Origin of the sequence: Pseudomonas soli (assembly GCF_900110655.1) — a bacterium.
In the GTDB taxonomy this organism is placed as follows: domain Bacteria; phylum Pseudomonadota; class Gammaproteobacteria; order Pseudomonadales; family Pseudomonadaceae; genus Aquipseudomonas; species Aquipseudomonas soli.
On sequence record NZ_FOEQ01000007.1, the window covers coordinates 136,487 to 160,498 of the forward strand.

Below are 24,012 nucleotides of genomic sequence, written 5' to 3' on the forward strand. Positions count from 1 at the left end.
CCTGACATGAGCAGTCAGAGGCTAAGCAAGCCCGAATACAGCGCATACGCCGCCAACCCGGCGCCCACCAGCACCGCCGCGAAAATCAGCTTCTCCCATGCGGTGAACAGCACCTGCCCCTGCTCGCGCTTGGCCCGGGCGAACAGGATCACCCCCGGGGCATAGAGCAACGCCGACAGCAGGATGTACTTGAGCCCACCGGCATACAGCAACCACACCGCATATGACAGCGCGATCACGGCAACCAGCATGTCCTTGCGCCGCAACCCCGCCTGCCCCTGGTAGCTCTCGCCTCGCACGGTCAGCAACACCGCATAGGCCGCCGACCAGAAGTAAGGAACCAGGATCATCGACGACGCCAGGTAGATCAGGCTGGTATAGGTACCGGCGGAGAACAGTGTGATCAGCAAAAAGCCCTGAATCATCACGTTGGTCAGCCACAAGGCGTTGGCCGGCACATGGTTGGCGTTTTCTCGCGCCAGGAACCGCGGCATGGTCTTGTCACGGGCAGTGGCGAAGAGGATCTCGGCACACAACAGCGCCCACGACAGCAGCGCCCCGAGCAACGACACCGCCAGGCCGAGGCTGATCAGTAATGCGCCCCAGGGCCCGACGATGTGCTCCAGCACCGACGCCAACGATGGATTCTGCAACCCGGCAAGTTCCGGCTGGGTCATGACCCCCAGCGACAACACGTTGACCAGCACCAGCAGCGCCAGCACGCCGAGAAAGCCGATCACCGTGGCCTTGCCCACATCAGTGCGACGCAGCGCTCGCCCCGAATAGACACTCGCACCTTCGATGCCGATGAACACGAACACCGTCACCAGCATCATGTTGCGGACCTGCTCGAGGACGCTGCCGAACTGCGGATTGCTCATCCCCCAGATGTCGCGGGTGAAAATATCGGCGCGAAAGGCGACAGCCGCGATGACGATGAATATCAGCAACGGCACGACCTTGGCCACAGTGGTCACCTGGTTGATGAAGGCCGCCTCCTTGATGCCACGCAGCACCAGGAAGTGCACCGCCCACAGCAGCAATGAAGCACAGCCGATGGCCATCGGCGTATTACCTTGGCCGAACACCGGGAAGTAGAAACCGAGGGTGCTGAACAGCAGCACGAAATAGCCAACGTTGCCCAACCAGGCACTGATCCAGTAGCCCCAGGCCGAAGAAAAGCCCATGTAGTCGCCAAAACCGGCCTTGGCATAGGCGTACACCCCGGAGTCCAACTCAGGTTTGTGGTTGGCCAGGGTCTGGAACACAAAGGCCAATGCCAGCATGCCCACCGCGGTGATGCCCCAACCGATCAGCACTGCGCCGACATCGGCGCGCGCCGCCATGTTTTGCGGCAACGAGAAGATCCCACCGCCGATCATCGAACCGACCACCAACGCGATCAGCGCGCCCAGGCGTAGCTTCTGTCCCGGTTCGCTCATGGGGCTCCTCGTGCGCGGGTGCGCGTAAACGTATTTGGCAACATGAATGTTACAAGTTTCTTATTGAATCGAGCCATTAAAGCTATAGCACTCATAACCGGACTGTCTATAGCGCGGGGGAGTGAAAAGTGACAATTGCAAAGTATCTCACTCCCCACCTAAATACGTCGCTATTTACTGTGAAAAATTTGCGAAAAGCCTAAAAGAGACTAACTTCATGGTTCGCAGGCAAAACGGAGCGTTTGCTCCAGAAGGACATGGAGGTGCCAGCGTACAAGGCCTGCAACGAAGCTGTCGGCATCCTCCAGGAGACGCATGAAGGTTTTTTCTTACCTTCATGCTGGCATGAACTGATCTAAGTCAGCGAATGATCCAGGCGTCAGATTTATTCTGAGGTCAACTTTCTCCTGGTACGGAGTCGATAAATGTCTGATTCTCCCGGAAAACTAAAACTGGGTGCGCTTGTTGCACTTGTAGTGGGTTCGATGATCGGCGGCGGGATCTTCTCATTGCCGCAAAACATGGCCGCCAGTGCCGGTGTCGGCGCGGTGCTGATCGGCTGGGCCATCACCGCGGTGGGCATGCTCACCCTCGCCTTCGTATTCCAGACCCTGGCCAACCGCAAACCCGACCTGGACGGCGGCGTGTACGCCTACGCCAAGGCTGGTTTTGGCGATTACATGGGCTTTTCCTCAGCCTGGGGCTACTGGATCAGCGCCTGGCTGGGCAACGTCGGCTATTTCGTGCTGCTGTTCAGCACCCTGGGGTACTTCTTCCCGGTTTTCGGTGAGGGCAACACCCCGGCGGCGGTGATCGGCGCCTCGGTCCTGCTGTGGGCCGTGCATTTCCTGGTATTGCGCGGCATCAAGGAAGCCGCGTTCATCAACCTGGTCACCACCGTGGCCAAGGTCGTGCCGCTGGCCCTGTTCGCCCTGATCTGCCTGTTCGCGTTCAAGCTCGATGTGTTCACCGCGGATATCTGGGCCGTGGGCACACCGGAGTTGGGCAGCGTGATGAACCAGGTGCGCAACATGATGCTGGTCACCGTGTGGGTGTTCATCGGCATCGAGGGCGCGAGCATCTTCTCTTCTCGTGCGGAAAAGCGCTCTGACGTCGGCAAGGCCACGGTCATCGGCTTTATTACCGTGCTGCTGTTCCTGGTGCTGGTCAACGTGCTGTCGCTGGGCGTGATGACCCAACCCGAGCTGGCCAAGCTGCAGAACCCGTCGATGGCTGCCGTGCTTGAACATGTGGTAGGCCACTGGGGCGCGGTGCTGATCAGCGTCGGCCTGATCATCTCGCTGCTGGGGGCGCTGCTGTCGTGGGTGCTGCTGTGCGCCGAGATCATGTTCGCCGCCGCCAAGGACCACACCATGCCGGAGTTCCTGCGCCGCGAGAACGCCAACCATGTGCCGGCCAACGCCCTGTGGCTGACCAACGCCATGGTGCAGATCTTCCTGGTCATCACCCTGTTCTCCAACAGCACCTACCTGTCGCTGATCTACCTCGCCACCTCGATGATCCTGGTGCCTTACCTGTGGTCGGCGGCTTATGCCTTCCTGCTCGCCTGGCGCAACGAAACCTACGAACAGGCCCTGGCCGAACGCAAGAAAGACCTGATCATCGGCGGCATCGCCCTGCTCTACGCGATCTGGCTGCTGTACGCCGGTGGCGTCAAGTACCTGCTGCTCTCGGCCCTGCTCTACGCCCCCGGCGCGATCCTGTTCGCCAAGGCCAAGCGCGAGGTCGGCCAGCCGATCTTCACCAGCGTGGAAAAACTGATCTTCGCCGCCGTGGTCGCGGGCGCCCTGTTGGCTGCCTACGGCTTGTATGACGGCTTCCTGACGCTCTGAACCCATGTCTTCGCATTACAGGAGGATTCACCATGTCCACTGAGAAACAGAAATACGGCGTTCATTCCGAAGCCGGCAAGCTGCGCAAAGTGATGGTCTGCAGCCCGGGCCTGGCGCACAAGCGCCTGACCCCGAGCAACTGCGACGAACTGCTGTTCGACGATGTGATCTGGGTCGACCAGGCGAAGCGCGATCACTTCGACTTCGTCACCAAGATGCGTGAGCGCGGCGTCGATGTCCTGGAGATGCACAACCTGCTGACCGACATCGTCCAGCAACCTGAAGCGCTGAAGTGGATTCTCGACCGCAAGATCACCTCCGACACCGTCGGCGTCGGCCTCACCAACGAAGTGCGTAGCTGGCTCGAGGGCCTCGACCCACGCCACCTGGCCGAATTCCTGATCGGCGGCGTGGCAGGCCAGGACCTGCCGGAAAGCGAAGGCGCCAGCGTGGTCAAGATGTACAACGACTACCTGGGCCACTCCAGCTTCATCCTGCCGCCGCTGCCAAACACCCAGTTCACCCGCGACACCACCTGCTGGATCTACGGCGGCGTGACGCTCAACCCGATGTACTGGCCTGCGCGACGCCAGGAAACCCTGCTGACCACCGCCATCTACAAGTTCCACAAGGAGTTCACCAACGCCGACTTCCAGGTCTGGTACGGCGACCCGGACAAGGACCACGGCAACGCCACCCTCGAAGGCGGCGACGTGATGCCGATCGGCAAGGGCGTGGTGCTCATCGGTATGGGCGAGCGCACCTCGCGTCAGGCCATCGGCCAGCTGGCACAGAGCCTCTTCGCCAAAGGCGCGGTGGAAAAAGTCATCGTCGCCGGCCTGCCCAAATCCCGCGCCGCGATGCACCTGGACACCGTGTTCAGCTTCTGCGACCGCGACCTGGTCACGGTCTTCCCGGAGGTGGTGAGAGAGATCGTGCCGTTCATCATTCGCCCGGACGAAAGCAAGCCTTACGGCATGGACGTGCGCCGCGAGAATAAGTCATTCATCGAGGTGGTCGGCGAGCACCTGGGGGTCAAGCTGCGCGTGGTCGAGACCGGTGGCAACAGCTTCGCCGCCGAGCGCGAACAGTGGGATGACGGCAACAACGTGGTGGCCGTGGAGCCCGGCGTGGTCATCGGCTATGACCGCAACACCTACACCAATACCCTGCTGCGCAAGGCCGGGATCGAGGTCATCACCATCAGCGCCGGCGAGCTGGGCCGGGGCCGCGGCGGCGGCCACTGCATGACCTGCCCGATCGTGCGCGACCCTATCGACTACTAAACGTCCATCACCCCGGCCGCGCTCACCCAGCGGCGGCCGGGGGATTACCGAACTCAAGGAGAATCATCATGGCGTTCAACATCCACAACCGTAACCTGCTCAGCCTCGAACATCACACCACCCGCGAGCTGCGTTACCTGCTTGACCTGTCCCGCGACCTCAAGCGCGCCAAGTACACCGGCACCGAGCAGCAGCACCTGAAAGGTAACAACATCGCCCTGATCTTCGAGAAGACCTCGACCCGCACCCGCTGCGCCTTCGAAGTCGCCGCCTACGACCAGGGCGCTAACGTCACCTATATCGATCCCAACTCCTCGCAGATCGGCCACAAGGAAAGCATGAAGGACACCGCCCGCGTGCTCGGGCGCATGTACGACGCCATCGAGTATCGCGGCTTCAAGCAGGAGATCGTCGAGGAACTGGCCAAGTTCGCTGGCGTGCCGGTGTTCAACGGCCTCACCGACGAATACCACCCGACCCAGATGATCGCCGACGTGCTGACCATGCGCGAGCACAGCGACAAGCCGCTGCACGACATCAGCTATGCCTACCTGGGCGATGCCCGCAACAACATGGGCAACTCGCTGCTGCTGATCGGCGCCAAGCTCGGCATGGACGTGCGCATCGCCGCGCCCAAGGCCCTGTGGCCGCATGACGACCTGGTCGAACGGTGCAAAAAGTACGCAGAAGAAAGCGGCGCGCGCATCACCCTGACCGAAGACCCGAAAGCCGCGGTCAAGGGCGTCGACTTTGTCCACACCGATGTATGGGTATCAATGGGCGAACCGGTCGAGGCCTGGGGCGAGCGTATCCAGCAACTGCTGCCGTACCAGGTGAACAAGGAGCTGATGAAGTCCACCGGCAACCCGCGCACCAAGTTCATGCACTGCCTGCCGGCGTTCCACAACTCCGAGACCAAGGTCGGCAAGCAGATCGCCGAACAGTACCCGCACCTGGCCAACGGCATCGAAGTGACCGATGACGTGTTCGAGTCGCCGGCGTGCATCGCCTTCGAGCAGGCGGAAAACCGCATGCACACGATCAAGGCGATCCTCGTGTCGACCCTGGCTGATCTCTGACAGCGGCCTTGACTCTGCGGGAGCCGGCTTGCCGGCGATACGGGCAACACGGTGCATGGCACCGGCTTCGCCAGTGATCGCCGGCAAGCCGGCTCCCACAAAGGAACGAGGCGCTTACCCTAAATCCGCAAAGGACATTCCCCATGCGTATCGTTGTTGCATTGGGCGGCAACGCCCTGCTGCGCCGCGGCGAGCCGATGACCGCCGACAACCAGCGCGCCAATATCCGCACCGCCACCGAACAGATCGCCAAGATCCATCCCGGCAACGAACTGGTCATCGCCCACGGCAACGGGCCGCAGGTCGGCCTGCTGTCGCTGCAGGGGCTGTCGTACAAGCCGGATGAAGCCTATCCGCTGGACGTGCTTGGCGCTGAAACCGAAGGCATGATCGGCTACATGATCGAACAGGAACTGGGCAACCTGCTGGACTTCGAGGTGCCGTTCGCCACCCTGCTGACGCAAGTCGAAGTGGACGCCAACGACCCGGCGTTCAAGGATCCGACCAAATTCATCGGCCCCGTGTACGCCAAGGACGAAGCCGAACGCCTGGCCAAGGACAAGGGCTGGGTGGTCAAGCCCGACGGCGACAAGTACCGCCGGGTGGTGGCCAGCCCGAAACCCAAGCGCATCTTCGAGATCCGCCCGATCAAGTGGCTGCTGGAAAAAAGCAGCATCGTGATCTGCGCCGGCGGCGGCGGTATCCCCACCATGTACGACGAAAACCGCAAGCTCAAGGGCATCGAGGCGGTGATCGACAAGGACCTGTGCTCGGCGCTGCTGGCCGAACAGCTGGATGCCGACCTGCTGATCATCGCCACCGACGTCGACGCTGCGTACATCGATTTCGGCAAGCCGACACAAAAAGCCATCGCCCAGGCGCACCCCGACGAGCTCGAGAAGCTGGGTTTTGCCGCCGGCTCCATGGGGCCCAAGGTGCAGGCTGCCTGCGATTTCGCCCGGCATACCGGCAAGGTCGCGGTAATCAGCTCGCTGGAGAACATCGAGGACATCGTCAAAGGCACCGCCGGTACCCGCGTTTCCACCGCCAAGCCGGGAATCAGCTACCGTTGAACGCAGTTGGCCGGTGCCTGGCACCGGCCGTTTTCAACCTTCCGGAGGACTTCGCCATGGCCCAGTATCAACCCGGTCACGTGCATATCGAGCGCACTGCGCTGAACACCAACGACCACAGCTACGACCTGTGCATCGACTACGAGGCCGTATCGGATCCCAGCGAAGGCCGCGGTATCCAGTTCCGCATGCATGGCCACATCGAGGGCAAGGCCGTCGATGAGAAGTTCTTCCTGGCCAAGGACCAGGTGCTGCCAAGCTTTCTGATGCAGTTGAGCCGCAAGGCCCAGTCGTACCTGCCAGCGCCGAAGAAATTCGAGAGTCTCGGTTCGCCGCACAAGCTCTACGACTACATGTTCGAAGACATTCGCCAGAAGCTCGATGTGAAATCGGGCGATTCTATCAAGCCTGAGCATCTGGGCTGAGTGCAATCGCGGGGCTTCGTGGCAGCGGGCTTGCCCCGCGATTGGGTTTAATCCGCCTGGCAAGGCATACTGGCGCACTCGCTTGGCCACTGCCCCGATCTCCCCATGCGCATCCACGTCAGCTTCATCGACCGCGTCGGCATCACCCAGGAAGTCCTGGCCCTGCTCGGCGCCCGCAACCTCAACCTCGATGCCGTGGAGATGGTCCCGCCGAACGTCTACATCGACGCCCCGACCCTGAGTCCCGCCGTGCTCGAAGAGCTGCACGACGCGCTGTTCGAAGTACGCGGCGTGCAATCGGTGGAAGTGGTCGACATCCTCCCCGGCCAACGCCGGCACCTGCAACTCGACGCCCTGCTCGCCGCCATGAGCGACCCGGTGCTGGCGGTGGACAGCGCGGGCAAGGTGCTGCTGGCCAACCCGGCGCTGATCGCCCTGTGCGGGCGTGAGTCCGCCGGGCGTTCGGTGGGCGAGCTGTTCGGCGACCCCGACCTGCTGCAGGCCCTGCTGGACAACAATTTCCACCTGCCCATGCGCGAAATGCAGTTGAACGGCCAGAGCCTGCTGCTCGACGCCACGCCGATCACCCACGCCGGCGGCCTGCTGACGCTGTACCCGCCGAACCGCATGGGCGAGCGGCTGTCGGCCCTGCACCACGACCACGCCGAAGGCTTCGACGCCATGCTCGGCGACTCCCCGGCGATTCGCACCCTCAAGGCCCGCGCCCTGCGCGTGGCGGCCCTCGACGCGCCGCTGCTGGTGCATGGCGAAACCGGCACCGGCAAAGAGCTGGTGGCCCGCGCCTGCCACGCCATCAGCAGCCGCCATGCCGCGCCGTTCCTCGCACTCAACTGCGCGGCACTGCCCGAGAGCCTGGCCGAGAGCGAGCTGTTCGGCTACGCCCCAGGCGCCTTCACCGGCGCGCAGCGCGGCGGCAAGCCCGGGCTGATGGAGCTGGCCAACCAGGGCACGGTGTTCCTCGACGAGATCGGCGAGATGTCGCCGTACCTGCAGGCCAAACTGCTGCGCTTCCTCAGCGACGGCAGCTTCCGCCGCGTCGGCGGCGACCGCGAGGTGAAGGTGGATGTGCGCATCATCAGCGCCACCCACCGCGACCTTGAGCGCATGGTCGCCGAGGGCACCTTCCGTGAAGACCTGTTCTACCGCCTCAACGTGCTCAACCTGCAGGTGCCGCCCCTGCGTGATCGCGGCCAGGACATCCTGTCCCTGGCGCAATACTTCATGCAGCAGGCCTGTACCCAGATCCAGCGCCCGCCCTGCCGCCTGGCGCCCGCTACCCATCCGGCGCTGCTGGGCAACCCCTGGCCGGGCAATGTGCGTCAGTTGCAGAACGTGATCTTCCGCGCCGCGGCCATCTGCGAAAGCAACGTGGTGGACATCGGCGACCTGGACATCGCCGGCACCTCGGTGGCCCGCGGGCAGGATGGCGAGGTGGCCAGCCTGGAACAGGCCGTGGGGGATTTCGAGCGGGAGTTGCTGCAACGCCTGTATGCCAGCTATCCCTCGACGCGGCAGTTGGCGGGGCGCTTGCAAACCTCGCATACCGCGATAGCCCAGCGCTTGCGCAAGTACGGTATTCCAAACAAGGCCTGATGCTGCTTCGCCGGCCCAGTCCCGCTCCGGAAGCAGGCCGTATTAAAATCATTCCACTGTACAGAATTCGCTACACACCCATCTGGGTGCCTGGGTACAAGGGTTTGATCCCACTGTGCTTTTGAATCACCCTACTCCTGTATCGATTTCATTCCACAAAAATGACAAATCGATTACATTAACAAACTAACCAATTGATTTATAAGGATTTTTAAGACTGGCCGCATTATTGCTAAGGGAATTCCAACCTTAAGAGCGCGGAGCCTACCGCGCCCAACGCCCCTGCTTCCCGAGGAATTCCCATGAGCGAGTTGCGTTTCACCGAAGATCACGAATGGCTGCGCGTCGAAGCCGATGGCAGCGTCACCGTGGGCATCACCGCCTACGCCCAGAACGCCTTGGGTGATGTGGTCTATGTGCAACTGCCGGAGCTGCAGCAGTACGACAAGGGCGCCGAAGCCTCCACCGTGGAGTCGGTCAAGGCCGCCAGCGGCGTGTACATGCCACTGGCCGGTGAAGTGGTCGCGGTCAACGAAGGCCTCAACGACAACCCCGAGCTGGTCAACGAAGACCCGCTGGGCGAAGGCTGGTTCTTCCGCTTCAAGCCCGCCGACATGAGCGAAGTGCATGCCCTGCTCGACCAGGATGCCTACGACCGCCTGCTCAAAGCCAACGACGACGCCTGAGGAATCACCATGACCATCAACCTCGGCACCGCCAACGAATTCATTGCCCGCCACATCGGCCCACGCGCCGCTGACGAGCAGGCCATGCTCACGACCCTGGGCTTCGACTCGCTGGACGCGATGACCGCCGCCGTCATCCCCGACAGCATCAAGGGCACCAGCGTGCTCGGCAGCCACGACGGGCAGAGCGAGGCCGATGCCCTCGCCGCATTGAAAGCCATCGCCGCCAAGAACCAGCTGTTCAAGAGCTACATAGGCCAGGGCTACTACAACACCCACACCCCGGCGCCGATCCTGCGCAACCTGCTGGAGAACCCGGCCTGGTACACCGCCTACACCCCGTACCAGCCGGAGATTTCCCAGGGCCGTCTGGAAGCGCTGCTGAACTTCCAGACCCTGATCAGCGATCTCACCGGCCTGCCGATCGCCAACGCTTCCCTGCTCGACGAGGCCACCGCCGCCGCAGAAGCCATGACCTTCTGCAAGCGCCTGTCGAAGAACAAGGCCAGCCATGCCTTCTTCGCTTCCGTGCACTGCCACCCGCAGACCCTCGACGTGCTGCGCACCCGCGCCGAACCGCTGGGCATCGAGGTGGTGGTGGGCGACGAGCGCGAACTGGGCGACGTCAGCGCCTTCTTTGGCGCCCTGCTGCAGTACCCGGCCAGCAACGGTGATGTGTTCGACTACCGCGAGGTGGTGCAGCGCTTCCACGGCGCAGGCGCCCTGGTGGCCGTGGCCGCCGACCTGCTGGCCCTGACCCTGCTCACCCCGCCGGGCGAATTCGACGCCGACGTGGCCATCGGCAGTGCCCAGCGCTTCGGCGTGCCGCTGGGCTTCGGTGGCCCGCACGCGGCCTACTTCGCCACCCGCGACGCCTTCAAGCGCGACATGCCGGGCCGTCTGGTCGGGGTATCGATCGACCGCTTCGGCAAGCCGGCCCTGCGCCTGGCCATGCAGACCCGCGAGCAGCACATCCGCCGCGAGAAGGCCACCAGCAACATCTGCACCGCCCAGGTGCTGCTGGCCAATATCGCCAGCATGTACGCCGTGTACCACGGCCCTGCCGGCCTCAAGCGCATTGCCGAGCGCACCCATGCGCTGACCGCGATCCTCGCTACCGGCCTGACCAAGCTGGGCATCAAGGTGGTCACCGGCGATTTCTTCGACACCCTCACCCTGGCCACCGGTGCCAGCACCAGCGCGCTGCACGACAAGGCCCGCGTCCAGGGCATCAACCTGCGCCAGGTCGACGCCGCCCAGCTGGGCCTGTCGCTGGACGAAACCAGCACCCAGGCCGATGTCGAGGCCCTGTGGCAGCTGTTCGCCGACGGCCAGGCCAGCCCTGACTTCACCGCCCTGGCCAACACCGTCGCCGTGCGCCTGCCGGCCGGCCTGCTGCGCCAGTCGGCCATCCTCGAGCACCCGGTGTTCAACCGCTACCACAGCGAAACCGAGCTGATGCGCTACCTGCGCCGCCTGGCCGACAAGGACCTGGCCCTGGACCGCACCATGATCCCGCTGGGCTCGTGCACCATGAAGCTCAACGCCGCCAGCGAAATGATCCCGGTGACCTGGGCCGAGTTCGGCAACCTGCACCCGTTTGCCCCGGCCGCGCAAAGCCAGGGCTACCTGCAGATGACCAGCGAGCTGGAAGCCATGCTCTGCGCCGCCACCGGCTATGACGCCGTGTCACTGCAGCCCAACGCCGGCTCCCAAGGCGAATACGCCGGCCTGCTGGCGATCCGCGCCTACCACCGCAGCCGTGGCGACAGCCACCGTGACATCTGCCTGATCCCGTCCTCGGCCCACGGCACCAACCCCGCCACCGCGCACATGGCCGGCATGCGCGTGGTGGTGACCGCCTGCGACGCGCGCGGCAACGTCGACATCGACGACCTGCGTGCCAAGGCCATCGAGCACCGCGAGCGCCTGGCGGCGATCATGATCACCTACCCGTCCACCCACGGCGTATTCGAGGAAGCCATCGGCGAGATCTGCGCGATCATTCACGACAACGGCGGCCAGGTGTACATCGACGGCGCCAACATGAACGCCATGGTCGGCCTGTGCGCCCCGGGCAAGTTCGGCGGCGACGTCTCGCACCTGAACCTGCACAAGACCTTCTGCATCCCCCACGGCGGCGGCGGCCCGGGCGTCGGCCCGATCGGCGTCAAGGCGCACCTGGCGCCATTCCTGCCGGGCCATGCCCAGCTGGAAAACACCCAGGGCGCGGTATGCGCCGCACCGTTCGGCAGCGCCAGCATCCTGCCGATCACCTGGATGTACATTCGCATGATGGGTGGCGCGGGCCTCAAGCGCGCCTCGCAGATGGCGATCCTCAACGCCAACTACATCGCCCGTCGCCTGGAAGAGCACTATCCTGTGCTGTACACCGGCGGCAACGGCCTGGTGGCGCACGAGTGCATCCTCGACCTGCGTCCGCTCAAGGACACCAGCGGCATCAGCGTCGACGATGTCGCCAAGCGCCTGATCGACTTCGGCTTCCACGCCCCGACCATGTCCTTCCCGGTGGCCGGCACGCTGATGATCGAACCGACCGAAAGCGAGTCGAAAGAGGAACTGGATCGATTCTGCGACGCCATGATCCAGATCCGCGAAGAGATTCGCGCGGTCGAGAACGGCAGCCTGGACAAGGACGACAACCCGCTGAAGAACGCCCCGCACACCGCGGCGGAGCTGGCCGGCGAATGGGCCCACGGCTACAGCCGCGAGCAGGCGGTGTATCCACTGCCGAGCCTGGTGGAAGGCAAGTACTGGCCACCGGTCGGCCGGGTCGACAACGTGTTCGGCGACCGCAACCTGGTGTGCGCCTGCCCGTCGATCGAGAGTTACCAGGACGTCTGATCGGGTGGGGCCGCTGTGCGCCCCATCGCCGGCAAGCCGGCTCCCACAGGTTCAGCGCTAAGCTGTGGGAGCCGGCTTGCCGGCGATGGGGCGCACAGCGGCCCCCAATGGGCTTACTGGCCATCATCAGGAGGAAGCAGCATGTCTTTGAGCGTCTTCGACCTGTTCAAGATCGGCATCGGCCCCTCCAGCTCGCACACGGTCGGGCCGATGCGCGCCGCCGCGCGCTTCGCCGAAGGCTTGCGCCGTGATGGCCTGCTGGCCGGCACGGCCACGGTCAAGGCCGAGCTGTACGGCTCGCTCGGCGCCACCGGCAAGGGCCACGGCAGCGACAAGGCCGTGTTGCTTGGCCTGGAAGGCGAGCATCCGGACAGCGTCGATACCGAAGCCATCCCCGCCCGTCTGCAAGCCATTCGTGAAAGCGGTCGGCTCAGCCTGCTCGGTGAACACGACATCGACTTCGTCGAAAAACAGCACCTGGCGATGATCCGCAAACCGCTGGCCTACCACCCCAACGGCATGATCTTCCGCGCCTTCGATGCCGCCGGCCTGCAGATCCGTAGCCGCGAGTACTACTCGGTGGGAGGCGGTTTCGTGGTTGACGAGGATGCGGCCGGCCATGACCGCATCGTCGAGGACAGCACCGTGCTGCCCTACCCTTTCAAGACCGGCAAGGAACTGCTCGGCCACTGCACCGCGCAGCACCTGTCGTTCAGCCAGGTGATGCTGGCCAACGAGGCCGCCTGGCGCCCGGAAGCCGAGACCCGTGCCGGCCTGCTGCGCATCTGGCAGGTGATGCAGGACTGCGTCGAGGCCGGTTGCCGGCACGAAGGCATCCTGCCTGGCGGGCTGAAGGTCAAGCGCCGGGCTCCGGCGTTGTACCGCCAGCTCAGCCGGCATCCGGAAGCCAGCCTGCGTGATGCGCTGTCGGTGCTCGACTGGGTCAACCTCTACGCCCTGGCGGTGAACGAGGAAAACGCCTACGGCGGACGCGTGGTCACGGCACCGACCAATGGCGCGGCCGGCATTGTCCCCGCGGTGCTGCACTACTACATGCGCTTCGTGCCCGGCGCCAACGAGGACGGGGTGGTGCGCTTCCTGCTCACTGCCGCGGCAATCGGCATTCTGTACAAGGAGAACGCATCGATCTCCGGGGCCGAGGTAGGCTGCCAGGGCGAGGTCGGTGTGGCCTGCTCCATGGCCGCAGGCGCCCTGTGCGAGGTGATGGGCGGTACCCCGCAACAGGTGGAGAACGCCGCCGAGATCGGCATGGAACACAACCTGGGCCTGACCTGCGACCCCATTGGCGGGCTGGTCCAGGTGCCCTGCATCGAGCGCAACGCCATGGGCTCGGTGAAGGCGATCAACGCGGTGCGCATGGCCCTGCGCGGCGACGGGCAGCACTACGTTTCCCTCGACAAGGTCATCCGCACCATGCGCCAGACCGGCGCCGACATGAAAAGCAAATACAAGGAGACCGCCCGCGGCGGTCTGGCCGTCAACATCATCGAATGTTGACCCGAATAAAAACCAAGGAGTCACCGATGTCCGAAACACTGCACAAGACCCCGCTGCACGCCCTGCACCTGGAACTGGGCGCGCGCATGGTGCCGTTCGCCGGCTACGACATGCCCGTGCAATACCCCTTGGGCGTGCTCAAGGAGCACCTGCACACCCGCGAGCAGGCCGGCCTGTTCGACGTTTCGCACATGGGCCAGATCATCCTGCGCGGCAACGACGCCGCCAAGGCCCTGGAAACCCTGGTGCCGGTGGACATCATCGACCTGCCGGTGGGCATGCAGCGCTATGCCATGTTCACCAATGCCGAGGGTGGCATCCTCGACGACCTGATGGTCGCCAACCTCGGTGACGACACCCTGTTCCTGGTGGTCAACGCCGCCTGCAAGGAGCAGGACCTGGCCCACCTGCGCCAGCACATCGGCAGCCGCTGCGAGATCCAGCCACTGTTCGAGGAACGCGCCCTGCTGGCGCTGCAAGGCCCGGCGGCGGTCAAGGTGCTGGAGCGCCTGGCACCTGCGGTGGCGAAGATGACGTTCATGCAGTTCCAGCCTGTTCAACTGCTCGGCGCCGACTGCTATGTCAGCCGCTCGGGCTACACCGGTGAGGACGGTTTCGAGATTTCCGTGCCGGCCGACAAGGCCGAAGCGCTGGCGCGCCGGCTGCTGGCCGAGCCAGAGGTACAGCCAATCGGCCTGGGCGCACGCGACTCACTGCGCCTGGAGGCCGGCCTGTGCCTGTACGGCCACGACATGGACACCACCACCACGCCGATCGAGGCCAGCCTGCTGTGGGCCATCTCCAAGGTGCGCCGCGCCGACGGCGCACGGGCCGGTGGTTTCCCGGGTGCCGACACCGTGTTTGCCCAGCAACAGTCCGGCGTGGCGCGCAAGCGCGTAGGCCTGCTGCCCCAGGAGCGCACCCCGGTGCGTGAAGGCGCGCAGATCGTCGACGCGACAGGCAAGGTGGTCGGCGAGGTGTGCAGCGGCGGCTTCGGCCCGACGCTCGGCGCGCCGGTCACAATGGGCTATGTCGATAACGAACACACCACCCTGGACACTGCACTGTTTGCAATGGTGCGCGGCAAGCAAGTTGCCATGAAAGTCAGCAAAATGCCTTTCGTGGCGCAACGTTACTACCGTGGCTGAATGAGTGGATTGGACGGGTTCGACATATTCGTTTTCGAACCTGTCCAATAACTTCTGAACATAGCGCCAGGCCAGGCGCCACGGCGTTTCCGACAAATCGTTCGGTGATCGGGAAAAGCCTGATTTTCACCCGTCGCAAGGGCTTGTTTTTCGCTCGGCAGTTGGCGTAGAGTCACTGCACTGTGTTTGCATGGGTCGCAACAGTTCGTGACCTGGGCCAGTAGCCGCAATCTGCTACAACCCGTTCGACGTCTCTTACTTTCCTGCAACCCAGCCCAGTAATCTTTCGCTTACAAAATGATGCGAAAGTAACTGTCATTAAAATTGAGTTCCATAGGAAGAAAGACAATGTCGACTCGTCAGAACGGTACCGTCAAGTGGTTTAACGACGAAAAAGGTTACGGCTTCATCACCCCAGAAAGCGGTGCTGATCTGTTCGTGCACTTCCGCGCTATCGAAGGTAATGGCTTCAAGAGCCTGAAAGAAGGCCAGAAAGTCACCTTCGAAGCAGTTCAGGGCCAAAAAGGCATGCAGGCTGACAAGGTTCAGGTCGCCGAATAAGTCGCTTCGATTTCGAATAAAAGCCCCTGCTCTGTGCAGGGGTTTTTTTTTGCTCGTAGAATAGTGGCTTCGCTTTCTGGAGCCACTCTTCATGTCCAAGCCTCTGCTCGCCCCCCAGGGTGATTTCCCGCCGGTCGGCCTGGGCCGTCGCCTGGCCGCGATGTTCTACGACTTCCTGCTGTGCACGGCCCTGCTGATCGTGACTGCCGGCGCCTACAAGATGATCCAGATGGCGATCATCGGCGAGGCGCGCATGCGCGAGCTGACCGAGGCCGGTGCCTTGGACGGCGACCCGCTGCTGTCGACGATCCTGCTGTTCGCCCTGTTCGGCTTCTTCGCCAAGTTCTGGACCCACGGTGGCCAGACCCTGGGCATGCAGGTTTGGGGCATGCGCGTGCAGAACGCCGATGGCAGCGCCATCAGCCTCTGGCAGGCATTGCTGCGTTTCGTGGTGTCGATCGCGTCGTGGCTGTGCCTGGGGCTGGGTTTCATCTGGTCGTTGTTCGACAAACGTAAACGCAGCTGGCACGACATCTATTCCGAGACCCAGCTGGTACGCCTGCCCAAGCGCAAGAAGTGAGCTGCGCGGGCATCAGGCCTGCGAAATGCACTCGCAAAAAAGCCGACCCAAGGGTCGGCTTCTTTGTGCAGCTCAGGCCATCAACCCGCCCGGCGCATCAACCACAAGCCCGCCAGCGCACAGATGCCGGCCGGAATCACCACCGCCAGCAGCGGCGGGAAGCCGAACACCTGGCTCGATGGGCCCAGCAGTTCCCCGGCGATGCGGAATACGAAGCCCACCAGCACACCGGTGAACACGCGCTGGCCAAGGGTGACCGAACGCAACGGGCCGAAGATGAACGAAATCGCCATCAGCACCAGCGCCGCGGTGACCACCGGCTGCAGGACCTTGGTCCAGAACGCCAGCCAGTAGCGGGCGTTGTTCAGCCCCTGGTCGGACAGGTAGTGGATGTAGTCCCACAGCCCGGTGATCGACAGCGACTCCGGTGCCAGCACCACGGTGTTGAGCAACTCCGGGGTCACCGACACGTCCCACACCTCTTCTGGGCTCTTGACCACTTCGGTGTGGTCACCGCGGAAGTAGGTGGTGGCCACATCGTTGAGCATCCATTTGCCATCGACGTACTGCGCCCGGCGGGCGAAGCTGGAGGTCTGGATCTTGCGCTCGCTGTCGAAGCGGTAGCGGGTCACGCCCAGCAGCAGGCCATTGGGCTGCACCGAGTTGATGTGCACGAACTCCTCGCCCTGGCGGTGCCACATGCCGCGCTTGGAACTCTGCGCCTCGCCACCGCCCTGGGCCAGCGAACGGTCGGCCTGGGCCTTGTTCTCGGTCACCGGGGCCACGTATTCGCCGATCAGCAGGCCGACCAGCATCAGCACCAGCATCGGCTTCATCACCGCCCAGACGATGCGCCCGATGGACACACCGGCAGCGCGCATGATGGTCAGCTCGCTGCTGCTGGCCAGGCTGCCCAGGCCGATCAGGCAGCCGATCAGCGCCGCCATCGGCAGCATGTCGTAGAGCCGGCGCGGCGCGGTGAGCAGCACGAAGCTGCTGGCATCCATGACCGTGTAAGTGTCGCTCAGGTCGCCCATCTCATCGATGAAGGCGAACAACGAGGCCAGGCCGAGGATGATGCCCAGCACGGCGAGAATGGCCAGCAGCACGCTCTGGCCGATGTAGCGGTCCAGTTTAACCACGGGCCACCTCCGCACGGCGAGCGGCACGCTTCAGACGCAGCGGCTCCCAGTACATCAGCGCCAGGCCGATCAGCAGGAACAGGCCATGGACCCACCAGATACCCAGCGAGATAGGCAACTTGCCCTTCTCCAGGGCGCCACGCACGGAAATCAGCATTGTCAGATAGGCCATGTACAGGAGAATCGCCGGCAGCAGCTTGAGGAAGCGGCCCTGGCGCGGGTTGACGCGCGACAGCGGCACCGCCAGCAGGGTGACCACGAACACCAGCAGCGGCAGCGACAGGCGCCATTGTAGCTCGGCGCGCTCACGCAGCCCCTGATGCCCGAACAGGTCGGAAGTCGGGATGGCCTCGCGCTCGGTCACCTCCTCGGCGACCTCAGGCTTTGGCAGCAGCACGCCATAGGTGTCGTACTTGATCGCACGGTAGTCGGCCTGGCCGGGATTGCCGTCGTAGCGGTATCCGTTCTGCAGCACCAGGTAGCGGTTGCCGTCGGCCTGCACTTCCTGGTGGCCTTTCTCGGCGACCAGCACCGAAGGCGCGCGGTCCTTGGTCTTGTCCTGGTTGAAGCGCTTCTCGGAGATGAACACGCCCGCCAGGTTGATGCGGTCATCGGACAGCTGCTCGGTGTAGGTCACCCGCGAGCCATCGCGCAGGGTCTGGAAACGGCCCGGCACCAAGGTGTCGAACTCGGTCAGGGTATCCTGCTGGGCGATGATCTTCTGCACCTGGGCAACCCCCAGGGGGGCCAGGCTCAGGCTCAGCCAGGCCACCAGCAGGGCGACCAGTGCCGCCGGCACCATGGTCACGGCAAGCAGGCGCTGCTGGCTCATGCCAGTGGCCGACAGCACGGTCATCTCGCTTTCGAGATACAGCCGGCCATAGGCAAGCAGGATACCGAGGAACAGCCCCAGCGGCAGGATCAGTTGCAGGAAGCCCGGCAGGCGGAACCCCATGATCATGAACAGCACGCCCGGGTCGAGCATGCCCTGGGCCGCCTGGGCCAGGTACTTGATGAAGCGCCCGCTCATGATGATCACCAGCAGCACGGCGCTGACGGCGCTCAAGGTCACCAGGACCTCGCGGGACAGATAACGAAAGACGATCAAACCAGACACTCCTGGGTTGTCAGGGGTTCAAAGCCAGACGAACGATTCGGACAGCCAAGACCAATGCCGGTTCGCCAAGGCGAACCTCCATGTAAAAGTGCGCGCATTATCCTGTGATTGACGGCGCCTGTCACTTGGCCGCGCACCTTGGCGCATGACGGGGTTGTCAGCAAGGTCGCGGCAAGCTCAAACTGGCAGCTTTTCCGCTGGCCGGCAAAGGTTGCCGGGGCGGTTTGACGAGCGCTTGCCCAAGACAGCGCCAACTGACAGATCATTCGGGGACCCCAGACATGGAACTGGTTGTAAAAAGCGTAGCCGCTGTATCCGTCAAGACCGCCACCCTGGTCGTGCCGGTGGGTGAAGGCCGCAAGCTCGGCGCCACCGCCAAGGCCGTCGACCAGGCCACCGAAGGCGCCATCAGCGCGCTGCTCAAGCGCGGCGACCTGGCCGGCAAGCCGGGCCAGACCCTGCTGCTGCACAGCCTGCCGGGCCTGAAGGCCGAGCGCGTGCTGCTGGTCGGCAGCGGCAAGGACGAAGCCCTCGGCGACCGCGCCTGGCGCAAGCTGGTGGCCAGCGTCGCCGGCGTGCTCAAGGGCCTGGGTGGCGGCGACGCCGTGCTGGCCCTGGACGACATCGCCGTCACCGGCCGCGATGGCCACTACGGCAAGTACCGCCTGCTGGCCGAGACCCTGCTCGACGGCAACTACGTGTTCGACCGCTACAAGAGCCAGAAGGCCGAACCGCGCGCCCTGAAGAAAGTCACCCTGCTCACCGCCAAGGCTGGTCAGGCCGAGGCCGAGCGCGCCGTCAAGCATGCCAGCGCCATCGCCACCGGCATGGCCTTCACCCGCGACCTGGGCAACCTGCCGCCGAACGTCTGCCACCCGAGCTTCCTCGCCGAACAGGCCAAGGACCTGGGCAAGGCGCACAAGGGTCTCAAGGTCGAGGTGCTGGACGAGAAGAAGATCAAGGACCTGGGCATGGGCGCGTTCTACGCCGTGGGCCAGGGCAGCGACCAGCCACCACGGCTGATCGTGCTCAACTACCAGGGCGGCAAGAAGAGCGAAAAACCGTTCGTGCTGGTCGGCAAGGGCATCACCTTCGACACCGGCGGCATCAGCCTCAAGCCCGGCGCCGGCATGGACGAGATGAAGTACGACATGTGCGGCGCCGCCAGTGTGTTCGGCACCCTGCGCGCCGTGCTCGAGCTGCAACTGCCGATCAACCTGGTGTGCCTGCTGGCCTGCGCCGAAAACATGCCGAGCGGCGGCGCCACCCGTCCGGGCGACATCGTCACCACCATGAGCGGGCAGACCGTCGAGATCCTCAACACCGACGCCGAAGGCCGCCTGGTGCTGTGCGACACCCTCACCTACGCCGAACGCTTCAAGCCACAGGCGGTGATCGACATCGCCACCCTGACCGGCGCCTGCATCGTCGCCCTGGGCAGCCACACCTCCGGCCTGATGGGCAATGACGACGCCCTGGTCGGCCAACTGCTCGACGCCGGCAAGCGCGCCGACGACCGCGCCTGGCAGCTGCCGCTGTTCGATGAGTACCAGGAGCAGCTGGACAGCCCGTTCGCCGACATCGCCAACATCGGTGGCCCGAAGGCCGGCACCATCACCGCCGGCTGCTTCCTGTCGCGCTTCGCCAAGGCCTACCACTGGGCGCACCTGGACATCGCCGGCACTGCCTGGATCAGCGGCGGCAAGGACAAGGGCGCCTCGGGCCGCCCGGTACCGCTGCTCACCCAGTACCTGCTGGACCGCGCCGGCGCCTGATGGCGCGCAGCCGGTGGCGCCCCTGCGCCACCGGCCGGCACTTAACGATCATGAGCAAAGTCGATTTCTACATCCTGCCCAGCGACTCGCTGTCGGTGCGCCTGGATTTCGCCTGCAAGCTGTGCGAAAAGGCCTGGCGCCTCGGCCACCGGGTCTACCTGCACTGCCAGGACGAGGCGCAGCGCAGCGAACTTGACCTGCGCCTGTGGCAGTTCAAGGGCGAGGCCTTCTTGCCCCACGACCATGCCGAACAGCACCCCGACGCCGTTGTCGCGCTGGGTGTCGGCGCCGATGCTGGCCAACACCGTGACCTGCTGATCAACCTGGGTGGCGAGGTTCCGGCCTTTGTCGGCCAGTTCGAACGGGTCGCCGAAATCGTCGTCGAGGAGCCGGCCATCCGCCTGGCCGCTCGCGAGCGATTCCGTTTCTACCGCGAACAGGGCTATGCTCTGCAAGACCACCGCTTACAGCGACTTTGACGACGATGGACAAGCAGCTGAACTCCCTGACCCATTCCGCCCACCTGCTCGACGACCTCGAGTCGATCCGCGAGCTGCTGGGTGACGCCGACCTGCAACCGCCCCTGCTGACCGAAACCGTGGAGCAGATCCCCCTGCTGCTCGACGAGCCGAGCGCCGAAGCGCCCGCCGCCGCAGCGCCGGCACCGACTCCGGCACCCGAAGAGGATGCCCAGACCCGCCGCCAGGACACCCTGCTGCATCTGGACGCCGAACTGCGCGCCGCGGCGCAGTCGATCATGCAGGACGTGATCAACGACTTCACCCCGCACATCGAGACCGAGATCAAGCGCCGCCTCGATGCGCGGCTGGAGCGGTTGCTCAAGCGTTCCGAGTAACCCTTCGTCCGCATCGCGGGGCAAGCCCGTTCCACAAGCGGGCTTGCCCGCTACACCTGTCTTGAAACGCGCAGCTTGGTTATACTTCCCGGCTTTCCCGAATTAATGCCTAAGGGTCCCGCCGCGCATGGATAAGACCTACCAGCCGCACGCCATCGAAACTTCCTGGTACAACACCTGGGAGTCCGAGAACTATTTCGCCCCACAAGGTGCAGGCGAGTCCTACACCATCATGATCCCGCCGCCGAACGTGACCGGCAGCCTGCACATGGGCCACGGCTTCAACAACGCGATCATGGACGCCCTGATCCGTTTCCGCCGCATGCAAGGGCGCGACACCCTGTGGCAGCCGGGTACCGACCACGCCGGTATCGCCACCCAGATGCTGGTCGAGCGCCAGCTCGAGGCCAAGGGCCAGAACCGCCACGACCTGGGCCGTGAGCAGTTCCTGGAGAAGGTCTGGGAGTGGAAGGACCAGTCGGGCGGCAACATCAGCCGCCAGATCCGCCGCCTGGGCTCGTCGGTGGACTGGAGCCGTGAGCGCTTCACCATGGACGACGGCCTCTCCGAGGCGGTCAAGGAAGCCTTCGTGCGCCTGCACGAAGACGGCCTGATCTACCGCGGCAAGCGCCTGGTCAACTGGGACACCAAGCTGCACACGGCAATCTCCGACCTCGAAGTGGAAAACCACGACGAGAAGGGCCACCTGTGGAACCTGCGCTATCCGCTGGCCGACGGCGCCAAGACCGCCGACGGCAAGGACCACCTGGTGGTCGCCACCACCCGTCCGGAAACCCTGCTCGGTGACGTCGCCGTTGCCGTCAACCCGAACGACGAGCGCTACCAGGCCCTGATCGGCAAGTTCGTCAAACTGCCGCTGGTCGGTCGTCTGATCCCGATCGTCGCCGATGACTATTGCGACCCCGAATTCGGCACCGGCTGCGTGAAGATCACCCCGGCCCACGATTTCAACGACTACGAAGTCGGCAAGCGCCACAACCTGCCGCTGCTGAACATCTTCGACAAGAACGCCACCGTGCTGGCCGCGGTGCAGGCATTCAACCTCGACGGCAGCGTCAACGAGCAGCTCGACACCTCGCTGCCGGCCCAGTACGCCGGCCTCGACCGCTTCGTCGCGCGTAAGCAGATGGTCGCCGACCTGGACGCCCAAGGCCTGCTGGTCAGCATCGACGACCACGCCCTGAAGGTGCCGAAAGGCGACCGCTCCGGCACCGTCATCGAGCCATGGCTGACCGACCAGTGGTACGTCTCCACCAAGCCGCTGGCCGAGCCTGCCATCGCCGCCGTCGAAGACGGCCGCATCCAGTTCGTGCCCAAGCAGTACGAGAACATGTACTTCTCGTGGATGCGCGACATCCAGGACTGGTGCATCAGCCGCCAGCTGTGGTGGGGCCACCGCATCCCGGCCTGGTACGACGAGGCCGGCCAGGTCTATGTCGGCCGCGACGAGGCCGAAGTGCGCGCCAAGCACAACCTGGGCAACGATGTGAAACTGCGCCAGGATGACGACGTGCTCGACACCTGGTTCAGCTCGGGCCTGTGGACCTTCTCTACCCTGGGCTGGCCGGAACAGACCGAGTTCCTGAAGAAGTTCCACTCCACCGACGTGCTGGTCACCGGCTTTGACATCATTTTCTTCTGGGTCGCCCGGATGATCATGCTGACCATGCACCTGATCAAGAACGAGGACGGCACCCCGCAGGTACCGTTCAAGACCGTCTACGTGCACGGCCTGGTGCGTGATGGCCAGGGGCAGAAGATGTCCAAGTCCAAGGGCAACGTCCTCGACCCGCTGGACATCGTCGACGGCATCACCCTCGACGCCCTGCTGGAAAAACGCACCAGCGGCATGATGCAGCCCAAGCTCGCCGAGAAGATCGCCAAGCAGACCAAGGCCGAGTTCCCCGAAGGCATCGCCAGCTACGGCACCGACGCCCTGCGCTTCACCTTCTGCTCGCTGGCTTCCACCGGTCGTGACATCAAGTTCGACATGGGCCGCGTCGAAGGCTACCGCAACTTCTGCAACAAGATCTGGAACGCCGCCCGCTACGTGCTGGACAAGGGCGAGGACTGCGGCCAGAACGGCGAGGCCTACGAGCTGTCGCTAGCCGACCGCTGGATCATCTCGCAGCTGCAGCGTACCGAAGCCGAGGTGACCCGCCAGCTCGAGCAGTTCCGCTTCGACCTGGCCAGCCAGGCGCTGTACGAGTTCATCTGGAACCAGTACTGCGACTGGTACCTGGAGCTGTCCAAGCCGGTGCTGTGGGACGAGAATGCCCCGGTCGAGCGCGCCCGCGGCACCCGCCGCACCCTGGTACGCGTGCTGGAAGTGGCCCTGCGCCTGGCCCACCCGTTCATGCCGTTCATCACCGAAGAGATCTGGCAGCGCATCGCGCCGCTGGCCGGCATCAACGGCAAGACCATCATGCTGCAGCCATGGCCAGAAGCGAACGAAAGCCGCATCGACGCCGCCGCCGAAGGCGACATCGAGTGGCTCAAGGAGCTGATGGTCGGCCTGCGCAACATCCGCGCCGAGATGAACATCGGCCCGGGCAAGCCGCTGCCGCTGTTCCTGAAGAACGCCAATGCCGACGACCAGCGTCGCCTGCAGGAAAACGAAGCGCTGCTCAAGAAGCTGGCCAAGGTCGAGTCGTTCACCGTGCTCGGCGAACAGGACGAAGCACCACTGTCGGCCACCGCCCTGGTGGGTGACCTGCAAGTGCTGGTGCCGATGGCCGGCCTGATCGACAAGGACGCCGAGCTTGCGCGCCTGAGCAAGGAGATCCAGCGCCTGCAGGGTGAAGTGCAGCGCGTCGGCGGCAAGCTGTCCAACGCCGCCTTCGTCGACAAGGCCCCACCTGCGGTGATCGAGAAGGAACGCGCCAAGCTGGCCGAATCGGAGCAGGCCCTGGCCAACTTCACCGAACAGCATGCGCGGATTGCTGCGCTGTAATTCAAACGTGAAGCCATA

The 24,012-nt window shown here is 64.2% G+C and carries 19 protein-coding genes; 16 read left to right on the plus strand and 3 right to left on the minus strand.

Features of this window, described 5'->3' with window-relative positions:
* Window positions 1-14 precede the first annotated feature (14 nt).
* Window positions 15-1,442: an arginine-ornithine antiporter gene (gene arcD, locus BMY03_RS16580; RefSeq protein WP_023630516.1), complete on the minus strand. Its 1,428-nt coding sequence runs from the start codon at window positions 1,440-1,442 to the stop codon at window positions 15-17.
* A 425-nt stretch (window positions 1,443-1,867) separates the two neighbouring features.
* Here arcD (BMY03_RS16580) and arcD (BMY03_RS16585) point away from each other — a divergent pair, with 425 nt between their 5' ends.
* From arcD (BMY03_RS16585) to BMY03_RS16640, 12 genes are all read left to right on the plus strand, one after another.
* Window positions 1,868-3,295 (plus strand): arginine-ornithine antiporter, encoded by a 1,428-nt coding sequence (gene arcD / locus BMY03_RS16585; RefSeq protein ID WP_023630518.1) that lies wholly within the window; start codon window positions 1,868-1,870, stop codon window positions 3,293-3,295.
* A 32-nt stretch (window positions 3,296-3,327) separates the two neighbouring features.
* Window positions 3,328-4,581, plus strand: a complete 1,254-nt coding sequence (gene arcA / locus BMY03_RS16590; protein ID WP_038706746.1) for an arginine deiminase — start codon at window positions 3,328-3,330, stop codon at window positions 4,579-4,581.
* Window positions 4,582-4,649: 68 nt separating this feature from the next.
* Complete coding sequence (locus BMY03_RS16595) at window positions 4,650-5,660, plus strand: ornithine carbamoyltransferase (RefSeq protein WP_094011694.1); 1,011 nt, start codon at window positions 4,650-4,652, stop codon at window positions 5,658-5,660.
* 143 nt (window positions 5,661-5,803) lie between these two features.
* On the plus strand, window positions 5,804-6,733 hold the full coding sequence (arcC, locus tag BMY03_RS16600; RefSeq protein ID WP_023630520.1) for a carbamate kinase: 930 nt from the start codon (window positions 5,804-5,806) through the stop codon (window positions 6,731-6,733).
* A gap of 56 nt (window positions 6,734-6,789) precedes the next feature.
* Window positions 6,790-7,158, plus strand: coding sequence for a DUF5064 family protein (locus BMY03_RS16605; RefSeq protein WP_031315061.1), 369 nt, complete (start codon window positions 6,790-6,792; stop codon window positions 7,156-7,158).
* A 105-nt stretch (window positions 7,159-7,263) separates the two neighbouring features.
* Window positions 7,264-8,772 (plus strand): sigma-54-dependent transcriptional regulator, encoded by a 1,509-nt coding sequence (locus BMY03_RS16610; RefSeq protein ID WP_094011695.1) that lies wholly within the window; start codon window positions 7,264-7,266, stop codon window positions 8,770-8,772.
* Window positions 8,773-9,074: 302 nt separating this feature from the next.
* On the plus strand, window positions 9,075-9,458 hold the full coding sequence (gene gcvH, locus BMY03_RS16615; protein ID WP_094011696.1) for a glycine cleavage system protein GcvH: 384 nt from the start codon (window positions 9,075-9,077) through the stop codon (window positions 9,456-9,458).
* Window positions 9,459-9,467: 9 nt separating this feature from the next.
* Window positions 9,468-12,323 carry an aminomethyl-transferring glycine dehydrogenase gene (gene gcvP, locus BMY03_RS16620; RefSeq protein ID WP_094011697.1) on the plus strand — a complete coding sequence of 952 codons (2,856 nt, stop codon included), beginning with the start codon at window positions 9,468-9,470 and terminating at the stop codon, window positions 12,321-12,323.
* 141 nt (window positions 12,324-12,464) lie between these two features.
* On the plus strand, window positions 12,465-13,841 hold the full coding sequence (locus BMY03_RS16625; RefSeq protein ID WP_038706749.1) for an L-serine ammonia-lyase: 1,377 nt from the start codon (window positions 12,465-12,467) through the stop codon (window positions 13,839-13,841).
* A 26-nt stretch (window positions 13,842-13,867) separates the two neighbouring features.
* Window positions 13,868-14,989, plus strand: coding sequence for a glycine cleavage system aminomethyltransferase GcvT (gene gcvT, locus BMY03_RS16630; RefSeq protein ID WP_094011698.1), 1,122 nt, complete (start codon window positions 13,868-13,870; stop codon window positions 14,987-14,989).
* A gap of 348 nt (window positions 14,990-15,337) precedes the next feature.
* On the plus strand, window positions 15,338-15,550 hold the full coding sequence (locus tag BMY03_RS16635; protein ID WP_023632475.1) for a cold-shock protein: 213 nt from the start codon (window positions 15,338-15,340) through the stop codon (window positions 15,548-15,550).
* Between the two features lie 91 nt (window positions 15,551-15,641).
* Window positions 15,642-16,130: an RDD family protein gene (locus BMY03_RS16640; RefSeq protein WP_023632476.1), complete on the plus strand. Its 489-nt coding sequence runs from the start codon at window positions 15,642-15,644 to the stop codon at window positions 16,128-16,130.
* Between the two features lie 80 nt (window positions 16,131-16,210).
* Here the strand turns inward: BMY03_RS16640 and lptG are convergent, their stop codons facing one another.
* Together lptG and lptF are read right to left on the minus strand one after the other, a co-directional pair.
* Window positions 16,211-17,272, minus strand: coding sequence for an LPS export ABC transporter permease LptG (lptG, locus tag BMY03_RS16645; protein WP_023632477.1), 1,062 nt, complete (start codon window positions 17,270-17,272; stop codon window positions 16,211-16,213).
* A complete protein-coding gene (gene lptF / locus BMY03_RS16650; RefSeq protein WP_023632478.1) occupies window positions 17,265-18,380 on the minus strand; it encodes an LPS export ABC transporter permease LptF in 1,116 nt (371 codons plus the stop codon). Before lptF ends, lptG begins: the two co-directional genes overlap by 8 nt.
* A gap of 290 nt (window positions 18,381-18,670) precedes the next feature.
* Here lptF and BMY03_RS16655 point away from each other — a divergent pair, with 290 nt between their 5' ends.
* The 4 genes from BMY03_RS16655 to BMY03_RS16670 all read left to right on the plus strand — a co-directional run bounded on the left by BMY03_RS16655 (window position 18,671) and on the right by BMY03_RS16670 (window position 23,994).
* On the plus strand, window positions 18,671-20,164 hold the full coding sequence (locus tag BMY03_RS16655; RefSeq protein WP_094011699.1) for a leucyl aminopeptidase: 1,494 nt from the start codon (window positions 18,671-18,673) through the stop codon (window positions 20,162-20,164).
* Between the two features lie 50 nt (window positions 20,165-20,214).
* A complete protein-coding gene (locus BMY03_RS16660; RefSeq protein WP_023629112.1) occupies window positions 20,215-20,643 on the plus strand; it encodes a DNA polymerase III subunit chi in 429 nt (142 codons plus the stop codon).
* Between the two features lie 5 nt (window positions 20,644-20,648).
* Window positions 20,649-21,020, plus strand: a complete 372-nt coding sequence (locus tag BMY03_RS16665; protein ID WP_046854295.1) for a hypothetical protein — start codon at window positions 20,649-20,651, stop codon at window positions 21,018-21,020.
* 127 nt (window positions 21,021-21,147) lie between these two features.
* Window positions 21,148-23,994 (plus strand): valine--tRNA ligase, encoded by a 2,847-nt coding sequence (locus BMY03_RS16670; protein WP_023629114.1) that lies wholly within the window; start codon window positions 21,148-21,150, stop codon window positions 23,992-23,994.
* The last annotated feature ends 18 nt before the right edge of the window (window positions 23,995-24,012 follow it).